Source organism: Acinetobacter sp. ESBL14, assembly GCF_036668815.1.
In the GTDB taxonomy this organism is placed as follows: domain Bacteria; phylum Pseudomonadota; class Gammaproteobacteria; order Pseudomonadales; family Moraxellaceae; genus Acinetobacter; species Acinetobacter gyllenbergii.
Window position 1 is genome coordinate 1 of sequence record NZ_JAZEVS010000007.1, and the last position, 19,683, is coordinate 19,683.

The 19,683-nt window shown below is 40.9% G+C and carries 16 protein-coding genes; 8 read left to right on the forward strand and 8 right to left on the reverse strand.

What is annotated here, in order from left to right:
- The 3 genes from V6E90_RS18125 to V6E90_RS18135 form a co-directional block, all read left to right on the forward strand.
- Window positions 1-4,656: beta strand repeat-containing protein (locus tag V6E90_RS18125; protein ID WP_332606117.1), on the forward strand; the 4,656-nt coding region annotated here is incomplete at its 5' end.
- Window positions 4,657-4,773: 117 nt separating this feature from the next.
- Entirely contained in the window at window positions 4,774-6,447 is a 1,674-nt protein-coding gene (locus tag V6E90_RS18130; protein WP_065343484.1) for a poly alpha-glucosyltransferase, read from the forward strand.
- Window positions 6,448-6,458: 11 nt separating this feature from the next.
- The gene (locus V6E90_RS18135) at window positions 6,459-8,195 is read left to right on the forward strand and encodes a CapA family protein (RefSeq protein ID WP_332606118.1); all 1,737 of its coding nucleotides are present in this window, start codon (window positions 6,459-6,461) and stop codon (window positions 8,193-8,195) included.
- Here the strand turns inward: V6E90_RS18135 and V6E90_RS18140 are convergent.
- Entirely contained in the window at window positions 8,192-8,917 is a 726-nt protein-coding gene (locus V6E90_RS18140; protein ID WP_262758318.1) for a metalloprotease, read from the reverse strand. The two genes, V6E90_RS18135 and V6E90_RS18140, sit on opposite strands and share 4 nt — an antisense overlap.
- A 90-nt stretch (window positions 8,918-9,007) precedes the next feature.
- Here V6E90_RS18140 and V6E90_RS18145 point away from each other — a divergent pair, with 90 nt between their 5' ends.
- Window positions 9,008-9,328 carry an MGMT family protein gene (locus V6E90_RS18145; RefSeq protein WP_016543029.1) on the forward strand — a complete coding sequence of 107 codons (321 nt, stop codon included), beginning with the start codon at window positions 9,008-9,010 and terminating at the stop codon, window positions 9,326-9,328.
- Between the two features lie 97 nt (window positions 9,329-9,425).
- Window positions 9,426-9,926 carry a hypothetical protein gene (locus V6E90_RS18150; RefSeq protein ID WP_016543030.1) on the forward strand — a complete coding sequence of 167 codons (501 nt, stop codon included), beginning with the start codon at window positions 9,426-9,428 and terminating at the stop codon, window positions 9,924-9,926.
- A gap of 81 nt (window positions 9,927-10,007) precedes the next feature.
- Here V6E90_RS18150 and V6E90_RS18155 read toward each other — a convergent pair whose 3' ends face one another.
- Together V6E90_RS18155 and V6E90_RS18160 are read right to left on the reverse strand one after the other, a co-directional pair.
- Window positions 10,008-10,445: a universal stress protein gene (locus V6E90_RS18155; RefSeq protein WP_016543031.1), complete on the reverse strand. Its 438-nt coding sequence runs from the start codon at window positions 10,443-10,445 to the stop codon at window positions 10,008-10,010.
- A gap of 233 nt (window positions 10,446-10,678) precedes the next feature.
- The gene (locus tag V6E90_RS18160; protein WP_332606119.1) at window positions 10,679-11,299 is read right to left on the reverse strand and encodes a CatB-related O-acetyltransferase; all 621 of its coding nucleotides are present in this window, start codon (window positions 11,297-11,299) and stop codon (window positions 10,679-10,681) included.
- Between the two features lie 217 nt (window positions 11,300-11,516).
- On the opposite strand from V6E90_RS18160, the gene V6E90_RS18165 reads away from it, so the two are divergent.
- Window positions 11,517-11,864, forward strand: a complete 348-nt coding sequence (locus V6E90_RS18165; protein WP_332606120.1) for a hypothetical protein — start codon at window positions 11,517-11,519, stop codon at window positions 11,862-11,864.
- A 37-nt stretch (window positions 11,865-11,901) separates the two neighbouring features.
- Here V6E90_RS18165 and greA read toward each other — a convergent pair whose 3' ends face one another.
- The 3 genes from greA to carA all read right to left on the reverse strand — a co-directional run bounded on the left by greA (window position 11,902) and on the right by carA (window position 16,858).
- Window positions 11,902-12,378 carry a transcription elongation factor GreA gene (gene greA, locus V6E90_RS18170; RefSeq protein WP_016543034.1) on the reverse strand — a complete coding sequence of 159 codons (477 nt, stop codon included), beginning with the start codon at window positions 12,376-12,378 and terminating at the stop codon, window positions 11,902-11,904.
- A 92-nt stretch (window positions 12,379-12,470) separates the two neighbouring features.
- A complete protein-coding gene (gene carB, locus V6E90_RS18175) occupies window positions 12,471-15,704 on the reverse strand; it encodes a carbamoyl-phosphate synthase large subunit (protein ID WP_016543035.1) in 3,234 nt (1,077 codons plus the stop codon).
- A gap of 14 nt (window positions 15,705-15,718) precedes the next feature.
- On the reverse strand, window positions 15,719-16,858 hold the full coding sequence (carA, locus tag V6E90_RS18180; protein ID WP_065343480.1) for a glutamine-hydrolyzing carbamoyl-phosphate synthase small subunit: 1,140 nt from the start codon (window positions 16,856-16,858) through the stop codon (window positions 15,719-15,721).
- Window positions 16,859-17,218: 360 nt separating this feature from the next.
- Here carA and V6E90_RS18185 point away from each other — a divergent pair, with 360 nt between their 5' ends.
- Window positions 17,219-17,800 (forward strand): hypothetical protein, encoded by a 582-nt coding sequence (locus tag V6E90_RS18185; RefSeq protein WP_016543037.1) that lies wholly within the window; start codon window positions 17,219-17,221, stop codon window positions 17,798-17,800.
- Between the two features lie 57 nt (window positions 17,801-17,857).
- Here the strand turns inward: V6E90_RS18185 and V6E90_RS18190 are convergent, their stop codons facing one another.
- The gene (locus V6E90_RS18190) at window positions 17,858-18,394 is read right to left on the reverse strand and encodes a DOMON-like domain-containing protein (RefSeq protein WP_065343479.1); all 537 of its coding nucleotides are present in this window, start codon (window positions 18,392-18,394) and stop codon (window positions 17,858-17,860) included.
- Between the two features lie 5 nt (window positions 18,395-18,399).
- On the reverse strand, window positions 18,400-18,726 hold the full coding sequence (yhbY, locus tag V6E90_RS18195; RefSeq protein ID WP_332606224.1) for a ribosome assembly RNA-binding protein YhbY: 327 nt from the start codon (window positions 18,724-18,726) through the stop codon (window positions 18,400-18,402).
- Between the two features lie 228 nt (window positions 18,727-18,954).
- On the opposite strand from yhbY, the gene rlmE reads away from it, so the two are divergent.
- Window positions 18,955-19,605, forward strand: a complete 651-nt coding sequence (gene rlmE, locus V6E90_RS18200; RefSeq protein WP_016543039.1) for a 23S rRNA (uridine(2552)-2'-O)-methyltransferase RlmE — start codon at window positions 18,955-18,957, stop codon at window positions 19,603-19,605.
- Window positions 19,606-19,683: the final 78 nt, after the last annotated feature.

Genomic DNA, 19,683 nt, shown 5'->3' on the forward strand with positions numbered 1-19,683 from the left:
GTAGATGCTCAAGGTAACATCGATACAGCGAATGCAGATGTGACCATTACCGTGGATACATCGCCAGCTGATTTGATTGGTGCAATCACAGTGCCAGATGACTTAAACGGTGACGGCATCTTGAATGCGACTGAATTAGGTGCGGATGGTAGCTTCGATGCACGCGTGGCATTGGGACCAGATGCAGTGCTTGGTACAGTGGTGACCGTAAATGGCAACAACTTCACCGTGACTGCCGCAGATCTCGTCAATGGCTATATCACAGCAGCAGTTGCAGTGACAGGCGATGGCCCGATCACCATCCATGCAGAAGCTGTAGATGCTCAAGGTAACATCGATACAGCGAATGCAGATGTGACCATTACCGTGGATACATCGCCAGCTGACTTGATTGGTGCAATCACAGTGCCAGATGACTTAAACGGTGACGGCATCTTGAATGCGACTGAATTAGGTGCGGATGGTAGCTTCGATGCACGCGTGGCATTGGGACCAGATGCAGTGCTTGGTACAGTGGTGACCGTAAATGGCAACAACTTCACCGTGACTGCCGCAGATCTCGTCAATGGCTACATCACAGCAGCAGTTGCAGTCTTGGCGGATGGCTCATTAGCGATTCATGCAGAAGCAGTCGATGCACAGGGCAATATTGATAGCGCTGATTCATCAGTAACCATTGATATTACACCTCCTGATATCACGACTGCTGCAATTGCAATTAATGCAATCACTGGAGACAATGTTCTCGATGCAGCGGAAGTATCAGGTACAGTCACATTGACTGGTACCTTGACGATTCCAGCTGATGCAGTAATAACTTCAGTTCAAGTGAATGTAAATGGAACCAATTACACCGCAGTGGTTGATCCTTTAACAAGTACTTGGAGCATAGGCGTTCTAGGTAGTCAACTTGCCGCCGATACAGATTTAACGATCGAGGCGATAGCAACCTTTACAGATACAGCTGGTAATAGTAGTACGCTTCAAGACGCACAAACCTATACGCTTTCTAGCTCAATCATTGCATTCGATAATTTTGATACGGCAGTACTTGCTCCTCAACCATTGCTGATTTCAGATGATGCACTACTTGGTAGCAAAACATACTTAGCACTTGTTTCACTTGCAGGGCTTGATTTACAACTCGGCTCTGAAGCAATCGGCTTTAGTGTGGCGGCAAATCAAGAAGGTAATGCAACATTTACCTATAGTGCACTCATCGGTGTGAACGCACTGGCTGATTACTCACTTGTGGTTCAGAAATTGGATCCTGTGACGGGTCAATGGACTTCAGTGTATGGCGGTGGCCAAGCCGATATTATTAAACTGACTTTACTAGGTTCGACCCCAGGTGTAGCTCTAGATGGTCTTGAAGAAGGTCAATATCGTGCGTTTATGACCTATACAGGCCTTGCAGGTATCGGCTTACTTGGTACTTTAACTGCGACAATGGATATCTACGATACCACTCAAATTGGCGGATTCTACACAGAAACGGCTACGGGTAACGTGATTGTAGACCTCAATGATAGTGGTCAAGCTGATGTGGTTACTCCAACAACTGTGATTAATGCAGTAAATGGTCAACCTGTGTTAGCAGATGGTACTGTAATTACTGGTGCTTTCGGTGATCTGGTTATCAATCTCGATGGTTCATATGTTTATACACCGAACTCAAATGCGGTAGGGATTGGTCAAACTGATCAGTTTGTATATACCTTAAGAGATCCTGTAACGGGTGATACGGCTCAAGCGACATTGAACATCCAATTAAGTTCAGTGAAAGCATCAGATAACCTTGCTGTTGCGGAAATTAATCCAGAAGCATTGTTAGTTGCTGATGATGTAGCCCTTGGAAGTGCAAGTTATCTCGCTGCTGTTTCTCTGGCTGGATTAAATTTACAATTGCTGGGTGATGCCACTGTTGCATTCAATGTTGATGCTGATCGTGAAGGTACAGCAACATTTACTTTCAGCGGATTATTGACTGCGAACCTCTTGAGTGATTACTCGCTGGTTGTTCAAAAATATGATGCAACAACAGGACAGTGGGTCTCTATTGGTGGCACTAATCCAGAAGCAACATTGGTTGATTTATCCCTCATTGGTGGGGTGGCAACTGCGGTGATTGAAGGTTTGGAAGCTGGTCAATATCGTGCCTTTATCGGTTATGAAGGCTTGTTGGGTGTAGGCTTAGGCGGAACATTAACAGGTACAATGGATGTTTATAATCCATATGTTATTGCTGGATATTCTGTTGAACCAATCTCTGGCAATGTCATCAAAGATGTGGGTATTAATGGGGCAGTTGATGCAGCGAGCAGCAATGCTGTCATCTCAATGGTGAATGGTGATCCAGTAAGTGCAACAGGTACAACCACTATTGTGGGCACATACGGTAACTTGGTGATTGATCAAGATGGTAACTACACTTACACACCAAATGCGAATGGTTTAAATCTTGGACAGGTTGACCAGTTTACTTATACCTTACTCGATCCTGTTACAGGCAATACTTCACAAGCGGTTCTCTATGTTCACTTGGATAGTAACGGTGTCGATATGACATGGAATCCAGCAGATCCATCTCAACCTGCTGTGATTACAGGTCCAGTTCCAGTGGATGCAATGGATAATGTTGCTTCGGCTGAAATTGACATGGTTTATCCTGTCACCACAGAAGTCCTTGATAATGCGATTAGCTATAACTGGTTACTCGGTATTGGCGGTATTGTGATCGGTACTAAACAAGGTACAGCGACATTTGACGTAGATCCAGGTCATCTTACTGATGCGATTATCTCTGTAAACTTTGGTTCAGTGGCAACGATTGTCGATGGCTTACATGTGGTATTAACACGAGTCAATCCAGACGGTAGTCGTACAGTGATTGCTGACAGTGCCAATACGGGTGTACTTGATCTGTTAGGTATCTTTGGTTCCGAAGTTCAATTCAAGGTTGATAACTTGAGTGCAGGTACTTACGAGCTGTTCATGGAAAGCAATACACTTCTGACTGCTTTAGGTAATGTCACTGCGGATATCACATTGAATCATGGTGATATTACTCAGCCGCCAGTATTGGTTGTTGATCCAATCACAGGCAATGTCCTTGCTGATGGTGACTCAGCGATATATGGTCCAAACTATACGCCAGACTATATTACCACCACGACTGTTGTGACATCAGTGACATCAGAAAATGGCAATGTTGAAGGTGTTATTGTTGGTGTTCCAACAACGATTGTTGGTGCATATGGAACATTAACAATTGGTTCAGATGGTACTTATACTTACCAAGCAACAGCGAATATGGCGAATGTCGGTAAAGTGGATAGTTTCACCTACACCGTCGTAGATCCTGTAACAGGTAGAACCGATACCGCTACATTACATATCCAGGTGGGTTCACCTGATGTTGATGTGAATTGGAACATCGCAGATCCTTCTGCAGATGCAACACTTCCAGCACCTTCGGTTATTGCTGATACTGACGATGCAACCATTAGTATGAAGCATGTCACTGATCCTGTTGTAGATGTAACAAGTGGTAATGTGACCATCGGTAATTTAGCTGGTTTCCCAATACCGCTTCCTGTATTGAGCAGTACTGTGACATCTAACCAATTTGTGATTGCTGCTAATACTGTAAGTGATGTTCATGTGCAGTTGAATTATACGGCATCATTAAGCTTGTCTGCTTTCCCAACGACTGGATATACAATTCAGCAATTGGTTGGCGCGTCTTGGGTTGATACTGCATATTCGGGTTCGGCGACGGCTTTAGCCGGTGTGTTGGGTGCTCCAGCATTCTCTGCAGATATCCCTCATCTGTCAGAAGGAACTTATCGTGTGGTCTTTAGCTTATCTAGCTTGATTTCCTTAGGCGTGGTAACTCTAGACTCAGTTGTCACTACAACAGCTACGCATCTAAACCAATACATACCAGACGGTCAAACAGATTGGATTACAGGTAATGTATTAACGAATGATGTTGCTGAGGGTACCCAACTGCATGTCTTTAACTCAACAACAGGTAGCTATGAGTTAGCTGCTGGTCAGGGTGTGAATACAGGTGAAGGTACATTGTATCTCTACAATGATGGTTCTTACTTCTACAAACCATTTGATAGTGCTGCAAATGCAACATCTGATGTAATCGATTACAAGTTGGTTTCTGTGATTGATGGCAGTGAATACACCTCTTCATTGACGATTAACTTGAGTCAAGAGTTGAATAGTTTGGTGGTGAGTACGTCTGCAAATGATGTCTTCACATTGGGTAATGGTTCTGACACCTTGATCTATAACACATTGACCGCTGCGAGCGTTACCAATGCAACAGGTGGTAATACAACAGGTGGTGGTGTAGACATCTGGACTGACTTCCATGTCGGTAATACAGCGACAGATGATCAAGCGGATAAGATTGATTTAAGTAACTTGTTGATTGGTACTCAAAACAGTCTAACCATTGGTCAATATGTTTCGGTGAGCTACGATGCAGGTACACAAACTGCAACGATCAGTGTAGACCGTGATGGTGGCGTATTGATTGAAGGTACCTATACCGAAACTCCATTGTTACAGCTCACAAATATTACAGCACCGTTAACGCTGAATGATTTGTTGAATAATGGACAAATCATTTACTAATCCAAATCCTTCACTTTAAAAAAAGAGAGCCTTCGGGTTCTCTTTTTCATTTTGAGAAGATCATAAAAATATGTGATATGGTGTGTAAAACACTTAAAAATTCTAAAAACCAAAGATATGAGCATTACAACGATTTCAGCACTTGAACAATTGACACATTTGCTGAGTGAACACTTTTTTAAGCAAGTACAGCCGCATATTGATGTGTCTAAAGCGGTGATTTTCTGTTCCTATGGAGAACACACACAACGTTGCCAAGTCTGGAACTCATCCTGCTCAGATTCTGCTGATATTCAAATGCAATTATTTAATTTTCTTGAGCAAAAAATCGCTGTAACTGAAAAGCTGCCTACATTTCTAAAATTTGATATTGCCTTTAATATCCAACAAGAAAATTGGCAAAATCTTGAACAGACTTTAAAAAACCAATTCCATAATAATCATTATCGTAAAGGAATCAGTTTCGATGCAGATTTTAACTGCTGCTTCTTAGAGCAAGAGCTATATGGCAGAGCCATTATTCGTGCGCTGAGCTATAACAGCCCTAATTTTCTTGATGAAAAAAACTTAAATAATAGCCTTTTAAGAAAATATCCGAATCAGCAGCACCGTATTAAACTTGAACAACTCCAACAGCTTTGGACTTTTGATACTTATGCTGTGATTTATGAGGCAGGGCAGTTGATTCCTTTGCGCAGTCAGTTCACTGAAAATGGTGTGCGTTATCTACTGGAACCGAAAAAGCAGCATTTAAAAAAAATGATTGAAGGGAATGCACAATTTCTTTTTCAGCAAATCCAACGAGATGGGCGATTCGCTTATGGTTTTTTCCCCGCCTATGACCGTGAAATCCGAAGCTACAATACAGTGCGACATTGTACGTCGGTGTATGCCTTGCTCGAAACTTTAGCAATTCAATCACATCAGGCCGATATCGAAAAAATTCAGTTGGCGATTGATTATGCTTTGCAGCATTTCTATATCGAGAAACAGACGAAATTGGCGTATATGCTGGACGGTAATGAAGCCACAGGCCTAGATGAAATTAAGCTAGGGGCCAATGCTGCAGCGATTTTAATGCTTAGCAAATATCAAGAAGTCACAGGTGATGATCGCTATCTAGTTTATGCGCAGGCCTTAGCCAATGGTGTTTTATCGATGGTCAATGATGCTGGTGAAACTACACATGTACTACATTACCCAAGCTATGAGATTAAAGAAAAATTCCGCATCATTTATTATGATGGTGAAGCAGCCTTGGCCTTACTACGTCTTTATCAACTTCATGCAGAGCAAAAATTACTGCAAACTGTCAAATGCATGTTTGAACGATTCATTGAAAAAAAATATGATCGTTATCATGATCACTGGCTCAGCTATTGTAGCAATGAACTAACCAAAATTTGCCCTGAAGAAAAATATTTCCAGTTTGGCCTGAATAATTATTTAAGGCATCTGGTATTTATCCGTAACCGTAAAACGGCCTATGCCACTTTGTTGGAAATGATGATGGCAGCGTATCAAATGGTTGTTCGACTTCGAGCACTAGGTTTAGGAGATTTGTTCGAAAAGGCACAGTTTGATGATCTTAAAAAGCTGATTGAGTTTCGGGCTGAGTTCCAGCGCACAGGATTTTTCTATCCAGAAGTGGCCATGTATATGGCACGGCCAGATAAAGTATTGAATGCTTTCTATGTGAGGCATGATCGTTTTCGTGTACGGATTGATGACCAAGAACATAATCTTTCAGGTTATGTCGCCTATGTTCAGCATTTTGAAGCTGAAGCTTGAGGGTGAAATTGATGAGTACGTCTCAAGAAATCAAAATCATCAGCCAGCTAGGCAATGAAAACTTCCAGCATGCCATTTGGCAGACAGAAATTACAGCGGATTGCTCCGCTTGGATTCTATTATATTTAGCTTTAGAGGCAGTTGTTGAAGGCCAGTTACAACTCGAAGATCTGATAGTTGTTGATTCAACTCTCCAAGTGAAGCAAACGGATTCCTCTGATTTGATCTGGAACCCAAGCAATTCAGTTTTACAGTTATTGCAATATCTCAGTTTTAGCCCAAATCATGCTGCCCAACAGCTTTTGGGTTGCCGCCTGTTTGGAAATTGGCAACAGGCAGAAATTGAAATCGCCAGTAAAGCAGGGCAGTTTGGATTGAGCATGCAACATCAACCTAATGCGACCAAAAACACCCTGCAAAAACTCTATGGTTTGGCGGAATCCATCTTTAATCTGCCGATTGAATTGCTGAAGCAGGTTTTTGTCAAAGCACTCAAGATCAATGGGCAGGAGATTGTTCCGATCCATTCATTATCAAGCTGTACACAGCTGGATGCAGTGCTTTATCTCAAGGATCAAAAACACGATTACTTTTTTTCTTATCGCCATGAGAATCAGAGCTTAGGTATTTTTCTGCTCTTAGATCAGCTACATCGAATTGATCATTTAGTCCCTTATTATCATTATTTCCAACAAGGGTTATTGCCAACTAAACAACTACAAGCCAAAACTGAATGGATTAATCTCATTGGTGATACCTATTTAGGGGAGTTTTATACCCAGAAAAGAAAAAATAAAGGCGTTGATGATGCTTTGCAACGTTATGGTTATAGCCATTCTTTTCGAGCAATTAAACAATTTTTTGGCCCTGATGATATTAATATTGCTAATCTAGAAGCGGTTTTTAATCTTGAAGAAAACTCAGTTTTAGATGGAAGAAAAGCCTATATTTTGGGGGCAAAAGCTCAGGAAACCCTGGCTGAATTTAAACGTATTCATCTCAATACCTTGTGTTTGGCCAATAATCATTTAAAAGACTTTGGGGAAGCCAGTCTAAAGCATACTTTAACTCAGCTAGAGCATGCCAAGATTGATTTTATTGGGGCAGGTGAAAATCAACAACAGGCACATCAATGTCTAGAAATTAAAAATAATCAGGGGCAATGCTTGGCTATTTTTAATGGCTATTGGCATAGACGACCAGCCTATCAAGACTATGATTTTTATGCACTCGGTAACAGTGTTGGGGTGGCCTGTCTCAATGCGATTTTATTTGAACAGCTGATGCAATACCGTTTAGCACATCCAACCCATAAAATTATGGTGATTTGTCATTGGGGAGTGGATTTTAAATCAATCCATCCTGAGCAAGAAAAACTGGCTAAGGTCCTGACTCAGATTGGGGCTGATGTGGTGATTGGTCATGGCGCTCATACTATCCAGCCGATACAATCCATTCATCAAAAGCCCGTTATTTTTGGTATTGGTAATGGGGTGTTTAACAGTAACGGTGATTTTGAAAAATATCAGGCCTTGCCGTATGGGGCAATTGTGCGAATCAATTTAACTGAATCTCAATTAAGACTATATCCAATCTATACCCATAATCGCGAGACCTTTTGGCAACCTCGCGTTGTTGATGAATTGCAATTTGAACAGGCAAAATCATTATTGACCCATCAACTAGATCCAGCAAACTACATTGTTGGGCAGGATGACTTAGGTCATTATCTTCAGCTCTGTTTTTAAGGATATTGGTTGTAATTGTTGAGCATGATGTTCAGTTGTTCTTTGTTAAAACCTAGATTGCGTAAGCCACCACTGCCTAAGCGACAATCATAACTGCTCATAATATTGGTCGGTGTGGTCTTGGTGGCTTTAGGTGAGCAAACATGACTGAGACCAAAGGCGTGTCCCATTTCATGGATACTGGCAGCTTGAGTTTGGTAATTCAGTCGTTGCCAATCAATCAAAATAAAGGGTTGTCCCTGATTGCGGAATCCCCAACTGGTGATATCGGCATCTTTTAATTTTTCGCCATAAGAATCATAAATGATAAACAGCACTTCCTTACTCTTTCGGCGAGGGAAGCAGCTTCTGACCGCACTAGGTAAATTGTCTGGAACGATGGCTTTGGATTGGCTTAATTGATTGGCAAGGTCACATTTGCGTTTACTAAAATCTTGGTAAGAATAGTAACGATGAATTTTAAACTTAAAGATTTTTTGATTATTTTCATCAACAAAATAGCGATTTAAAATCGCCAATTCTTTATACATTTGTGCTTTACGATCTAGGGCTGTTACTTCTGGGCGATTGCTGGTCACAATAAAACTAACATTGACCACAGGCAAATGCTCGGCATCCAGCGGATACTGATAGGGTAATTTTTTTATCGGGGCTTTTTGAGTGGTACAAGATGCACTAAAGATCAGACATAATAGTGTCAGGGCCGTGATTTTTAACCGCATTTTTTGTTCTCTCAAATGGTTGCGTTTTAATTATTGTAAAGCTGGCTTTTCGCATGATTTTGATTATCTTAGCAGATTTTTGGAGCTTGTATGGTGCAAGATACCAATGAACTACATCGGCAAATTTTAGAAGTGATTGCCTTAATTCCTTATGGAAAAGTGGCAAGTTACGGGCAAATTGCCAAGTTAGCAGGCCTGCCTAAACATCCGCGTTTAGTGGGTTATGTACTCAAGCATTTAGATAAAGACAGTGAGATTCCTTGGTATCGCGTCATTAACTCACAAGGCAAGATCAGTGTGTCTCGAATCAATGAGAAAGGTGAAAATGTTCAGCAAAGTTTATTAGAGGCAGAAGGGGTATATTTATTAAATGGCAAGGTCAGTTTAAAAATATTTGCTTGGCAGCCTTAAAATAGTTTCGGACGATCAGATTTAATATTGAAATTAGCTTACGGTTTATTTACAATCTGGATACATAAAATTACATTGAAATGATTTTGGTATTTAAATGAAAAAACTGTCTGTTATTTTTGGGGTTGCTGCACTGAGTTTATCTGGATGTGCAAGTATTATCTCGGGTAAAACCCAAACCATGACGTTCCAAAGTACACCTGAACTCAGTGATATTACGATTTTAAATCGTGATGGCAAGAAAATTCATGTTGGAAAAGCACCTGTAACGGTAAGTCTGAATCGTGGTGCTGGTTTCTTTGTTCCTGAAAGATATACAGTTATTTTTGAAAAAGAAGGCTATGAAAAGAAAGAAATCAAAGTTACTTCGAGCATGAATGGCTGGTATATCGGGAATATTTTATTTGGTGGCATAATCGGTTTATTAATTATCGATCCTGCGACTGGGGCGATGTATAGTTTAAATACAAAAGATACCAACGTTGTTTTAAACGACTTAAACAAAGAAAATCTCCAAGCGAATGGTCAATCATTAACGATTGTTTCAACGAATGTGCTTTCTGAAGAGGTTTTAGAAAAAGCAAAACCAATCAATTAAAAGCTCAGTAATAAAACAATAAAAAGCATGATAAATATTTATCATGCTTTTTTAATATTTCTAAATAATCAATATAAATTATTAACGTACAACTAATACTGGAATATGGCTTTCTGCTAAAACTTTTTGTGCCACACTACCGAGTACAAATTGTTTAAAACCTGTACGCCCATGTGAACCCATAATAATTAGGTCTGCACCTAGGTTTTGCGCTGCGCCAATAATTTCTTGATGGACTGAAAAACCTTCCAAAATTTGTGTTGCAACGGTTAGACCGTGTTCTTCAAATTTTTGCTCAGCTTTCGTTAAATTCTCTTGAACATAACCTCTAACACGTTCAATCAAATCATTGCTTTGTCCCATACGAATATAGGCATCTGCAAGATAAGGATCTAAAGTCATCACTTCTACAACCGTCAGTTCACTGTTTAAGGCTTTGGCCAGTTGTGCTGCTTCTCGAATGACATTTGCTGCAATTTCAGAGTCATCGATCGCCACTAAAATTTTTTGATAAGCCATGAGGGATACTCCTTATATTTATGATTTTGCATTGAATTTCAGAATAAAAAGTTGTTTAAAATACAGACTATATTTCTATATTAAACCTGTTGTTAAGAAAATAAAACCTAGCATTTTTATAGGGATAGTTATTATTTATAGCATTATGGTTAAGCTTGGATGTATTTAAGAATAGATGAAATTTCCATAAAATAAAAGACGTATATCATTATGATTTATCTATAAAAGTAGTCTTAATCACACTCAAAGAATTGAATCAGTGCATCCACATCATCTGTCTGCAACTGCTCACGCATTTTTAAAATTTGCTTTTCATCTAAGTCATACAGTCTGAGGGAAAGCAGTTTTTCGATGTCTTGTTCAGGAAAACGATATTTTATCACTTTGGCTGGCACACCACCGACAATGGCATAAGGCGGTACATCTTGCGTCACCACTGCACCTGTTGCTACCACAGCACCTTCCCCCAGTTTAACGCCTTGCATGATCATGGCACGGCTGCCAATCCAGCAACCATCAGCAATGACTGTATCACCAGCAGGTTGAAAGCTACGTGTATCAAATGGGAAAGTTGAAATCCAGTCTGGGCGGTGCAGTTGATTGCCACCCATCATAATCACGCATTCCGCACCAAAGCAGACAAAGTTGCCAATATGCAGTTGGTCAATGGGCTTCTCAGGCGTAGCTACCTTGTCATGCAGATAGCGCACCACACAGCGTTCAAACCCCTGATCCCAATAAGCCGAATAATAAGAATAATTGCCTTTGATATGGATATTCGGATTGTTTACCGTTTTAGCAATAAACTCGAACTCACACCAATGTTTAACAGGGGAGTTGATTAATGATTCCATAACTGAGACAAAATACCGAAACAAAGCTGCGTCATTATAGCTTTTAAATGAGCAGAGAATGCGAGTTGGAGGAAAATTTCCACAGCCAAATCACACATCTTGAATTTGATTGGGTAATATAAACTCTAGAATGACATCGCGTTGGATAGTGAGCAAACTTATCATGGGGAATGTGTTTACATTTGCTATATATTTTTATAAGTTTTAAGGAAAAATAATGAAAGTAAGGGTACTTAAAAATAAAAGCGATGATATTTATGATGATGTCGTGAAACAACATGCATTAATGATTGGCAAAGAATATGAGGTGCTCGAAATCAGCGATAGCACATTTCGTTTATTCAATGAACGGATGGAACCAATTTTATTCGATAAAAATTTATTTGAAATCACCGATCCAACAATTTCTAAAAACTGGATTAAACAAGAATATGAAGATGGAGAGTACTATATCACTCCACCAGAGTTTTTAACCCATCGTTATTTTTTTGAGGAATATTTCGATGGTAATCCAGATATCGTTCAACAGTTCAATAATTACATAAAATCTATTCAAGGTTCATAAATAAGCCTCCAATAGGAGGCTTATTTATTGTTAAATATTAAAGATATTCAACACTTACGATTTCGTATTCAACTTCACCTTGCGGTGTTTGAATTTTTGCTTCGTCGCCTTCATTTTTACCTAAAAGACCACGCGCAATCGGTGAGTTCACTGAGATTTTATTGATTTTAAAATCTGCTTCATCATCACCGACAATCTTATAAGTCTTACGTTCTTCGGTATCCAGATTTTCAATGGTTACGGTCACGCCAAAGACAACACGGCCATTTTGCTCAAGCGTCTTGACATCAATTTCTTGTACTGCGCCCAGTTTACCTTCGATATCCTGAATACGACCTTCGCAGAAACCTTGCTGTTCACGCGCAGCATGATATTCAGCATTTTCCTTTAAATCACCGTGTTCACGAGCTTCAGCAATCGCTTGGATAATACGTGGGCGATCCACTGTCTTGAGCTGTTGTAATTCTTTCTCTAAGGCAACCTTGCCTTCGGGAGTCATAGGATAACGTTGCATTCTGGTCCCCTCTAAATTGGTTGGGAAAATACAGGATTAAAAAAAGAAAAAGCCCGCCACCGATAAGGTGACGGGACTTTATCGGTAGAGAATTAACCTACAGTTTGTAAATCTTGCAAGCGGTATACATCCATTGGCAATTTCACAGCAAATGCTTGGCAAACTGCTTCAGCACCGTTAATTGTCGTGGTGTAATACACCTTGCCTTGGAGGGCAGCACGACGAATCATGGCAGAATCATACTGAGCTTGTTTGCCTTCAGTTGTGTTGACAATAAGATGAATTTCACCATTTTTCAAGCGGTCAACAATATGCGGGCGACCTTCGGTCACTTTATTCACTGCTTCACACTCAATGCCTGCTTCTTTGAGTACACGATGTGTACCATTGGTTGCTACAAGCTTAAAGCCATACTCGATCAACTGTTTCGCGATATTGGCAATGTATTTCTTATCTGATTCACGAACCGATAAGAAGGCATGCTTCACTTCACCTTCAGTTGGTAAGCCTGGTAAACGTTCATTTGAACCAAGCACCGCTTTATAGAATGCTTCGCCAAATGTTTTACCCACGCCCATCACTTCGCCTGTAGATTTCATCTCAGGCCCAAGCATTGGGTCTACGCCAGGGAATTTGGCGAATGGGAATACAGCTTCTTTAACTGCAAAATGAGTTGGAATGATTTCTTGAGTGAAACCTTGTGATTCCAACGATTGACCCGCCATACAGCGTGCCGCAACTTTTGCTAAAGAGTCACCAATACATTTAGAAACGAAAGGAACGGTACGTGATGCACGTGGGTTCACTTCAAGTACATAAATGTCGTCGCCTTTGACCGCAAACTGAACGTTCATCAAACCGATAACGCCAAGTTCTTTTGCCATTGCAACCGTTTGGCGGCGCATCTCATCCTGTACTTCTTGAGAAAGCGAGTATGGAGGAATCGAACATGCTGAGTCACCTGAGTGAATACCCGCTTGTTCAATATGCTGCATGATCCCGCCAATCACAACATCTTTACCGTCAGATACGCAGTCCACGTCAACTTCTGTTGCATCGTCAAGGAAACGGTCAAGTAGGACAGGGGCTTCATTCGACGCTTGTACTGCTTCACGAAGGTAACGTTTAAGTTCTTCTTCGTTATAGACGATTTCCATTGCACGACCACCCAATACATAAGATGGACGAACAACCAGTGGGTAACCCACTTTAGCTGCTTCAGAAATACCTTCTTCAGCAGATTTTACGATGCTGTTGTTTGGCTGACGAAGCTGTAAACGTTGAATCATTTGCTGGAAACGTTCGCGGTCTTCTGCACGGTCAATTGCATCAGGAGATGTACCAATGATAGGGGTACCTGCTTCTTCCAAAGCACGTGCCAATTTCAATGGTGTTTGACCACCGTACTGTACGATCACGCCTTTAGGCTTCTCGGTACGTACGATTTCAAGTACATCTTCAAGCGTTACTGGTTCGAAGTATAAACGGTCAGATGTGTCATAGTCAGTTGAAACCGTTTCAGGGTTACAGTTCACCATGATAGTTTCATAACCGTCTTCACGCATTGCAAGCGCAGCGTGTACACAGCAGTAGTCAAACTCGATGCCTTGACCAATACGGTTAGGACCACCACCAATGACCATGATCTTGTCACGGTTTGATGGATTTGCTTCACATTCTTCATCGTAAGTTGAATACATGTAAGCAGTACCCGATTCAAACTCGGCTGCACAGGTATCAACACGTTTGTAAACTGGATAAACACCCAAGTTCCAACGTTGTTTACGGAATTGCTTTTGTGAAATACCCATCAAGTCAGCAATACGCAGGTCAGATAAACCTTTGCGCTTGAATGAACGGATATTGTCAGCGTTTAAATCACCAAAGCCTAAAGTTTTCACTTGTGCTTCAGTTTTAATGATGTCTTCGATTTGAATCAAGAACCAACGGTCGATTTTGGTTGCTTCGAATACGTCATCTAAAGAGAAACCGTGTCGGAATGCATCGGCAACATACCAAATACGCTCTGGGCCTGGAACTTTAAGCTCTTTTAAGATGATGTCTTTAGCATTGGCTGTACCAGCTTCAACTTTTTCATCAAAGCCACTGACACCCACTTCAAGACCACGAAGTGCTTTTTGTACAGATTCTTGGAAGTTACGACCAATTGCCATCACTTCGCCCACAGATTTCATCTGAGTTGTTAATACAGGCTCAGCTTGTGGGAATTTTTCGAAGTTGAAACGTGGAATCTTGGTCACAACATAGTCAATCGACGGTTCGAAAGATGCTGGTGTTACGCCGCCAGTGATGTCATTTTTCAATTCATCAAGGGTATAACCGACCGCAAGTTTCGCTGCGATTTTCGCAATTGGGAAACCTGTTGCTTTAGATGCAAGTGCAGATGAACGTGACACACGTGGGTTCATCTCGATCACAACCATACGGCCGTCTTTCGGGTTAATACCGAATTGAACGTTTGAACCACCAGTCTCTACACCGATTTCACGAAGAACTGCAACCGATGCATTACGCATCAATTGGTATTCTTTGTCTGTCAATGTTTGAGCAGGTGCAACCGTGATTGAGTCACCTGTGTGAACGCCCATTGGGTCGAAGTTTTCGATTGCACAGACGATGATACAGTTGTCGTTTTTGTCACGAACAACTTCCATCTCGTATTCTTTCCAACCAATCAATGATTCATCAATCAGTAACTGATGCGTTGGAGAGAGGTCGAAACCACGTTCACAGATTTCAAGGAATTCTTCGCGGTTATAAGCGATACCGCCACCAGAACCACCCATCGTAAATGATGGACGAATGATCACTGGGAAGCCGAAGCCCGCTTGGATCGCCAAAGCTTCTTCCATTGTTTCTGCAATGGCTGCTTTCGGACATTCCAAACCAATTTTACGCATCGCGATATCAAACAGTTTACGGTCTTCTGCTTTTTCAATCGCTTCTTTTGATGCGCCAATCAATTCTACATTATATTTTTCAAGAACACCGTGCTCGTCTAGGGCAAGGGCACAGTTCAATGCAGTTTGGCCACCCATGGTTGGCAGGACTGCATCTGGACGTTCTTTTTCAATGATTTGTGCAACTGTCTGCCAAGTGATTGGCTCGATATAGGTTGCATCCGCCATTGCAGGGTCAGTCATGATGGTCGCTGGGTTAGAGTTCACCAAAATAACGCGGTAACCTTCTTCACGAAGCGCTTTACATGCTTGCGCACCTGAGTAGTCAAACTCACACGCCTGACCAATGACAATAGGACCAGCACCAATAATTAAGATGCTTTTAATATCCGTACGTTTAGGCATTATTCGCTCCTTAATTACTTCTTAGCGGCTTCAATAAGTTCGATGAAATGATCGAACAATGGAGCACAGTCATGTGGACCCGGGCTAGCTTCAGGGTGACCTTGGAAGCTGAATGCTGGTTTGTCAGTACGATGTATACCTTGGTTTGTACCGTCAAACAGTGAACGATGTGTCACTTTTAAGTTTGCAGGTAAGGTACTTTCATCGACAGCAAAGCCGTGGTTTTGAGAAGTAATCATCACTGTACCATTCTCAAGATTTTGTACAGGATGGTTGGCGCCGTGGTGACCGTGATTCATTTTCATGGTCTTCGCACCCGAAGCAAGCGCTAAAATTTGATGACCTAAACAAATACCGAATACAGGTAGTGTTGTGGTTTCAACAATGGTTTTCACTGCTTCAATCGCATAATCACATGCTGCTGGGTCACCAGGACCATTTGACAAGAACACGCCATCTGGATTCAATGCGAGTACTTTTTCAGCAGGGGTTTGCGCAGGAACAACTGTTAATTTACAACCACGGTCTGCGAGCATACGTAAGATGTTGGTTTTGACACCATAATCGTATGCAACAACATGAAATTTAAATTCTGGTTGAGTAAAGCCTTGACCTAAAGTCCAAGAACCTTCAGTCCATTCGAAACCTTCAGGATCACAGCACTCTTTTGCAAGATCTAAACCGTTCAAACCGCCGAATGCACGTGCCTTGGCAATTGCTTCTTCTTCTGTAATATTTTCGCCAGCAAGGATGCAACCATTTTGTGCACCTTTGTCACGCAAAATACGTGTCAATTTACGGGTATCAATATCAGCGATTGCAACAACATTGTGTTGTTCCAAGTATTCACTCAGTGATTGTTCAGCACGGAAGTTACTGTGTAATAAAGGAAGATCACGAATAATCAAACCATTCGCCCATACTTTATGGATGCGACCTGATTCAACGTCTTCACTATTACAGCCAGTATTTCCAATATGAGGATAAGTCAACGTCACAATTTGTTGCGCGTAGCTTGGGTCAGTCAAAATTTCTTGATAACCAGTCATGGCTGTATTAAAAACGACTTCACCAGTCGTACTACCCGATGCACCGATAGACGTTCCTTTAAAGATCGTTCCATCTGCGAGGGCTAAAATGGCGGGGGTGCTCAAACCAAAGCTCCTGAACTAAGACCACAAAAATAGGGCTGTAAAAAAGCGAGTAGACATAAAAAAAGGCAGGCCGTCTTAAAAAAACATGCCCCTCCTTCCAGTCTGCTCGCTTGTAACTTAACAGCGCATTATACGCATGAGTGTGTGAAAAGTCTATGTGTTTTATTTATTAAAGTCACAATTCAGCAATTTCTTTTATAAGCATCAGTAGGGCAATGTCTATTGCAATATCAATCATCCTTCTATCGATATTCTGAGATATTATGCAAATTGTCAGACAATTTTTTTTGAGTTTGAGGGGCCGTGGTTTTATCTTATATCTAGCCAAAAAATCAACAATCAATAAAGAGGGTAATCAACATGGCTGCGAATCAAACAACTCCTGCTGCAACTGCTGAAGAAGTGAAAGATGCTGTAGTGGAAAAAGCTGCAAAAGCAAAAGACACTGTTGCTGAAAAGACTGCTGAAGTCAAAGAAGTGGTTGCTGAGAAAACTGCAAAAGCGAAAGAAGTGGTAGCAGAAAAAACAGCGAAGGCAAAAGAGGTCATTGCTGAGACTCAAGAGCAAGCAAAAGAAGTGATTGCTGAAACTCAGGGTCAAGTTAAAGAAGCACTTGCTGAAACTCAAGAGAAAATTGAGACTGAAGCGAAAGAATTGAACCAGAACATTCAAAATCAATTGACTCAAATCAAGCAAGATCTTTTAGAGCGTATTGAGGTGATTAAAACTCAACTTAATTCATCTCAAGGTAACTTGCTTGAATTGAAAAATGCATTGAAAACAGAACTAAATGCATTGATTGAAGATCTGACTAAAGTCAGCAAAGAATTGAAAGATGACATTAGCCAGATTTCAGTGAAGCATAAAGATACTTTAGTGGGTAGCTTTAAACGTACCAAAGAACAAGCAGTTGAAGCTTGGAACAAAGTACGTGCCAGCTAATTTGGCATAGCGATAAAAAAAGCGAGAATTTTTCTCGCTTTTTTTATGCTTAAGATATTAAAACTGATGTAACCAATCGCGCTTGTTATGGAAATCGGCTTGAGGGCTACTGTGTTGCATTGCAAAATAATGCATACCTTGAGTGGTATTTAACACGGCCGTTAAACCGATATACAGATCAGCCCATTTGAGTTGATGCTCACGCATAAATTGCGACAGATCTAAACTGACATTCAAACCGTAATGCGTACGTTGTAAATGATTCAACTCAATATCATATGCGGCAATGGGCGGCATATCTTCTGGGAAGCGGTATTCTTCAAATTGATAAGCTTGCCAAGCTTGAGAAGGGGAAAGGTTGATTTCACGATAGAAATCCTGATCTTTCACACCCACAAAAATTTCATAGCAAGTTTGTTCCCATAAAAAGTCATGGCGTGGATTCGCTGCAACTTGATCTGGGTAAATCAAAAATTGATTTGGGTCACGAACCCAAAAACCAACATTCAGTGTTGCTGGTGTTTGTTGCTCAATCGCGCCAACCACCGTAATGGCGCTAAAGCGATCAAAAGCAGACAGTTCATAACTTGCCATCGTAATTACTTATTATTTAAATGAGCAAAACGAACCAAGTTAGACAGGTGTTGGTTTTGCTTTGCTGCTTTTTTATAAAGCAAAACAATTTTACCAATTTTCTGTACAGATTCCGCACCTGTTGCTTCAATAATGGCATCAATCACTGCAGCACGCGCATCACGGTCTTCACCCGCAATTTTCACTTTAATCAATTCGTGATCATTTAGCGCACGATTTGTTTCTTCAATGACGTTTTCTGTAAGACCTTGGCCACCAACCATTACCACTGGATTAAGTGCATGACCAATTTGACGTAAACGTTTACGTTCATGGATAGATAAAGCCGCCATTAAAAATACCTGATTGGGAAAACGACCTAGTATAACTTGCATCCCGTTTCTAAGATAGATTCAGCAGACAGTCACTTGAAACAAATCTGTGAAAATTGCCGAAATAACCAATGGTGATGATCGAAAAAAATCTGTAAAAGTTCGTGTGAATGAAGTACATCCGTACTGTAATGAGAGTAATTTTCACGTACAATGACTCATCAGAAGTTTTTTGAAATTTAGTGAGTTATGGCGACACGCATTACCAATCAAAAATTGTCTAAAAGCAGTCGTGTGTGGATGCGAGAGCACTTAGATGACCCTTTTGTAAAGAAAGCACAAAAGGAAGGTTATCGCGCACGCGCGGCATATAAGTTACTTGAAATCCAAGAAAAATATAAAATGATCAAGCCTGGGATGACGGTTGTCGACTTGGGCGCTGCGCCAGGTAGTTGGTCTCAAATTGCCGGTAAACTGGTTGGCTCAAATGGTTTAGTCATTGCTTCAGATATCTTGGCAATGGATGCTCTTCCAGATGTGACCTTCTTGCAAGGTGACTTCCGTGAGGAAGAAGTTTTCGAAAAATTGTTAAATATTTTAAATGGACGTCAAGTAGACGTTGTAATTTCAGATATGGCCCCCAATACATCAGGTAATAGGGCTGTTGATCAACCTCGTCAAATTTACTTATGTGAATTGGCTTTGGATTTTGCTCAAAAAGTACTCGGACCAAACGGACAGTTTATTGTTAAAGTGTTCCAAGGGACAGGATTCGATGAGTTCAGAAAACAAGTGGTCGATAGTTTTGATGTATTAAAAACAGCCAAACCTGCGGCTTCACGTGCTCGATCGAAAGAGGTTTTTTTGATTGGTCAAGGTCGTAAAAAGGCATTGCAATAAAAGTGTACTTGCCAAGTTGTTAAAAATTGTGCATTTTGTACCTTTTAAGTTTTTTGCAAAGCAAATTCATTGCTGTTT

Bases quoted from the DNA above. Each gene is read 5' to 3' on its own strand.
- V6E90_RS18130 (WP_065343484.1), top strand. From the start codon at position 4,774: ATGAGCATTACAACGATTTCAGCACTTGAACAATTGACACATTTGCTG.
- V6E90_RS18135 (WP_332606118.1), top strand. From the start codon at position 6,459: ATGAGTACGTCTCAAGAAATCAAAATCATCAGCCAGCTAGGCAATGAA.
- V6E90_RS18140 (WP_262758318.1), bottom strand. From the start codon at position 8,917: ATGCGGTTAAAAATCACGGCCCTGACACTATTATGTCTGATCTTTAGT.
- V6E90_RS18145 (WP_016543029.1), top strand. From the start codon at position 9,008: ATGGTGCAAGATACCAATGAACTACATCGGCAAATTTTAGAAGTGATT.
- V6E90_RS18150 (WP_016543030.1), top strand. From the start codon at position 9,426: ATGAAAAAACTGTCTGTTATTTTTGGGGTTGCTGCACTGAGTTTATCT.
- V6E90_RS18155 (WP_016543031.1), bottom strand. From the start codon at position 10,445: ATGGCTTATCAAAAAATTTTAGTGGCGATCGATGACTCTGAAATTGCA.
- V6E90_RS18160 (WP_332606119.1), bottom strand. From the start codon at position 11,299: ATGGAATCATTAATCAACTCCCCTGTTAAACATTGGTGTGAGTTCGAG.
- V6E90_RS18165 (WP_332606120.1), top strand. From the start codon at position 11,517: ATGAAAGTAAGGGTACTTAAAAATAAAAGCGATGATATTTATGATGAT.
- greA (WP_016543034.1), bottom strand. From the start codon at position 12,378: ATGCAACGTTATCCTATGACTCCCGAAGGCAAGGTTGCCTTAGAGAAA.
- carB (WP_016543035.1), bottom strand. From the start codon at position 15,704: ATGCCTAAACGTACGGATATTAAAAGCATCTTAATTATTGGTGCTGGT.
- V6E90_RS18185 (WP_016543037.1), top strand. From the start codon at position 17,219: ATGGCTGCGAATCAAACAACTCCTGCTGCAACTGCTGAAGAAGTGAAA.
- V6E90_RS18190 (WP_065343479.1), bottom strand. From the start codon at position 18,394: ATGGCAAGTTATGAACTGTCTGCTTTTGATCGCTTTAGCGCCATTACG.
- yhbY (WP_332606224.1), bottom strand. From the start codon at position 18,726: ATGGCGGCTTTATCTATCCATGAACGTAAACGTTTACGTCAAATTGGT.
- rlmE (WP_016543039.1), top strand. From the start codon at position 18,955: ATGGCGACACGCATTACCAATCAAAAATTGTCTAAAAGCAGTCGTGTG.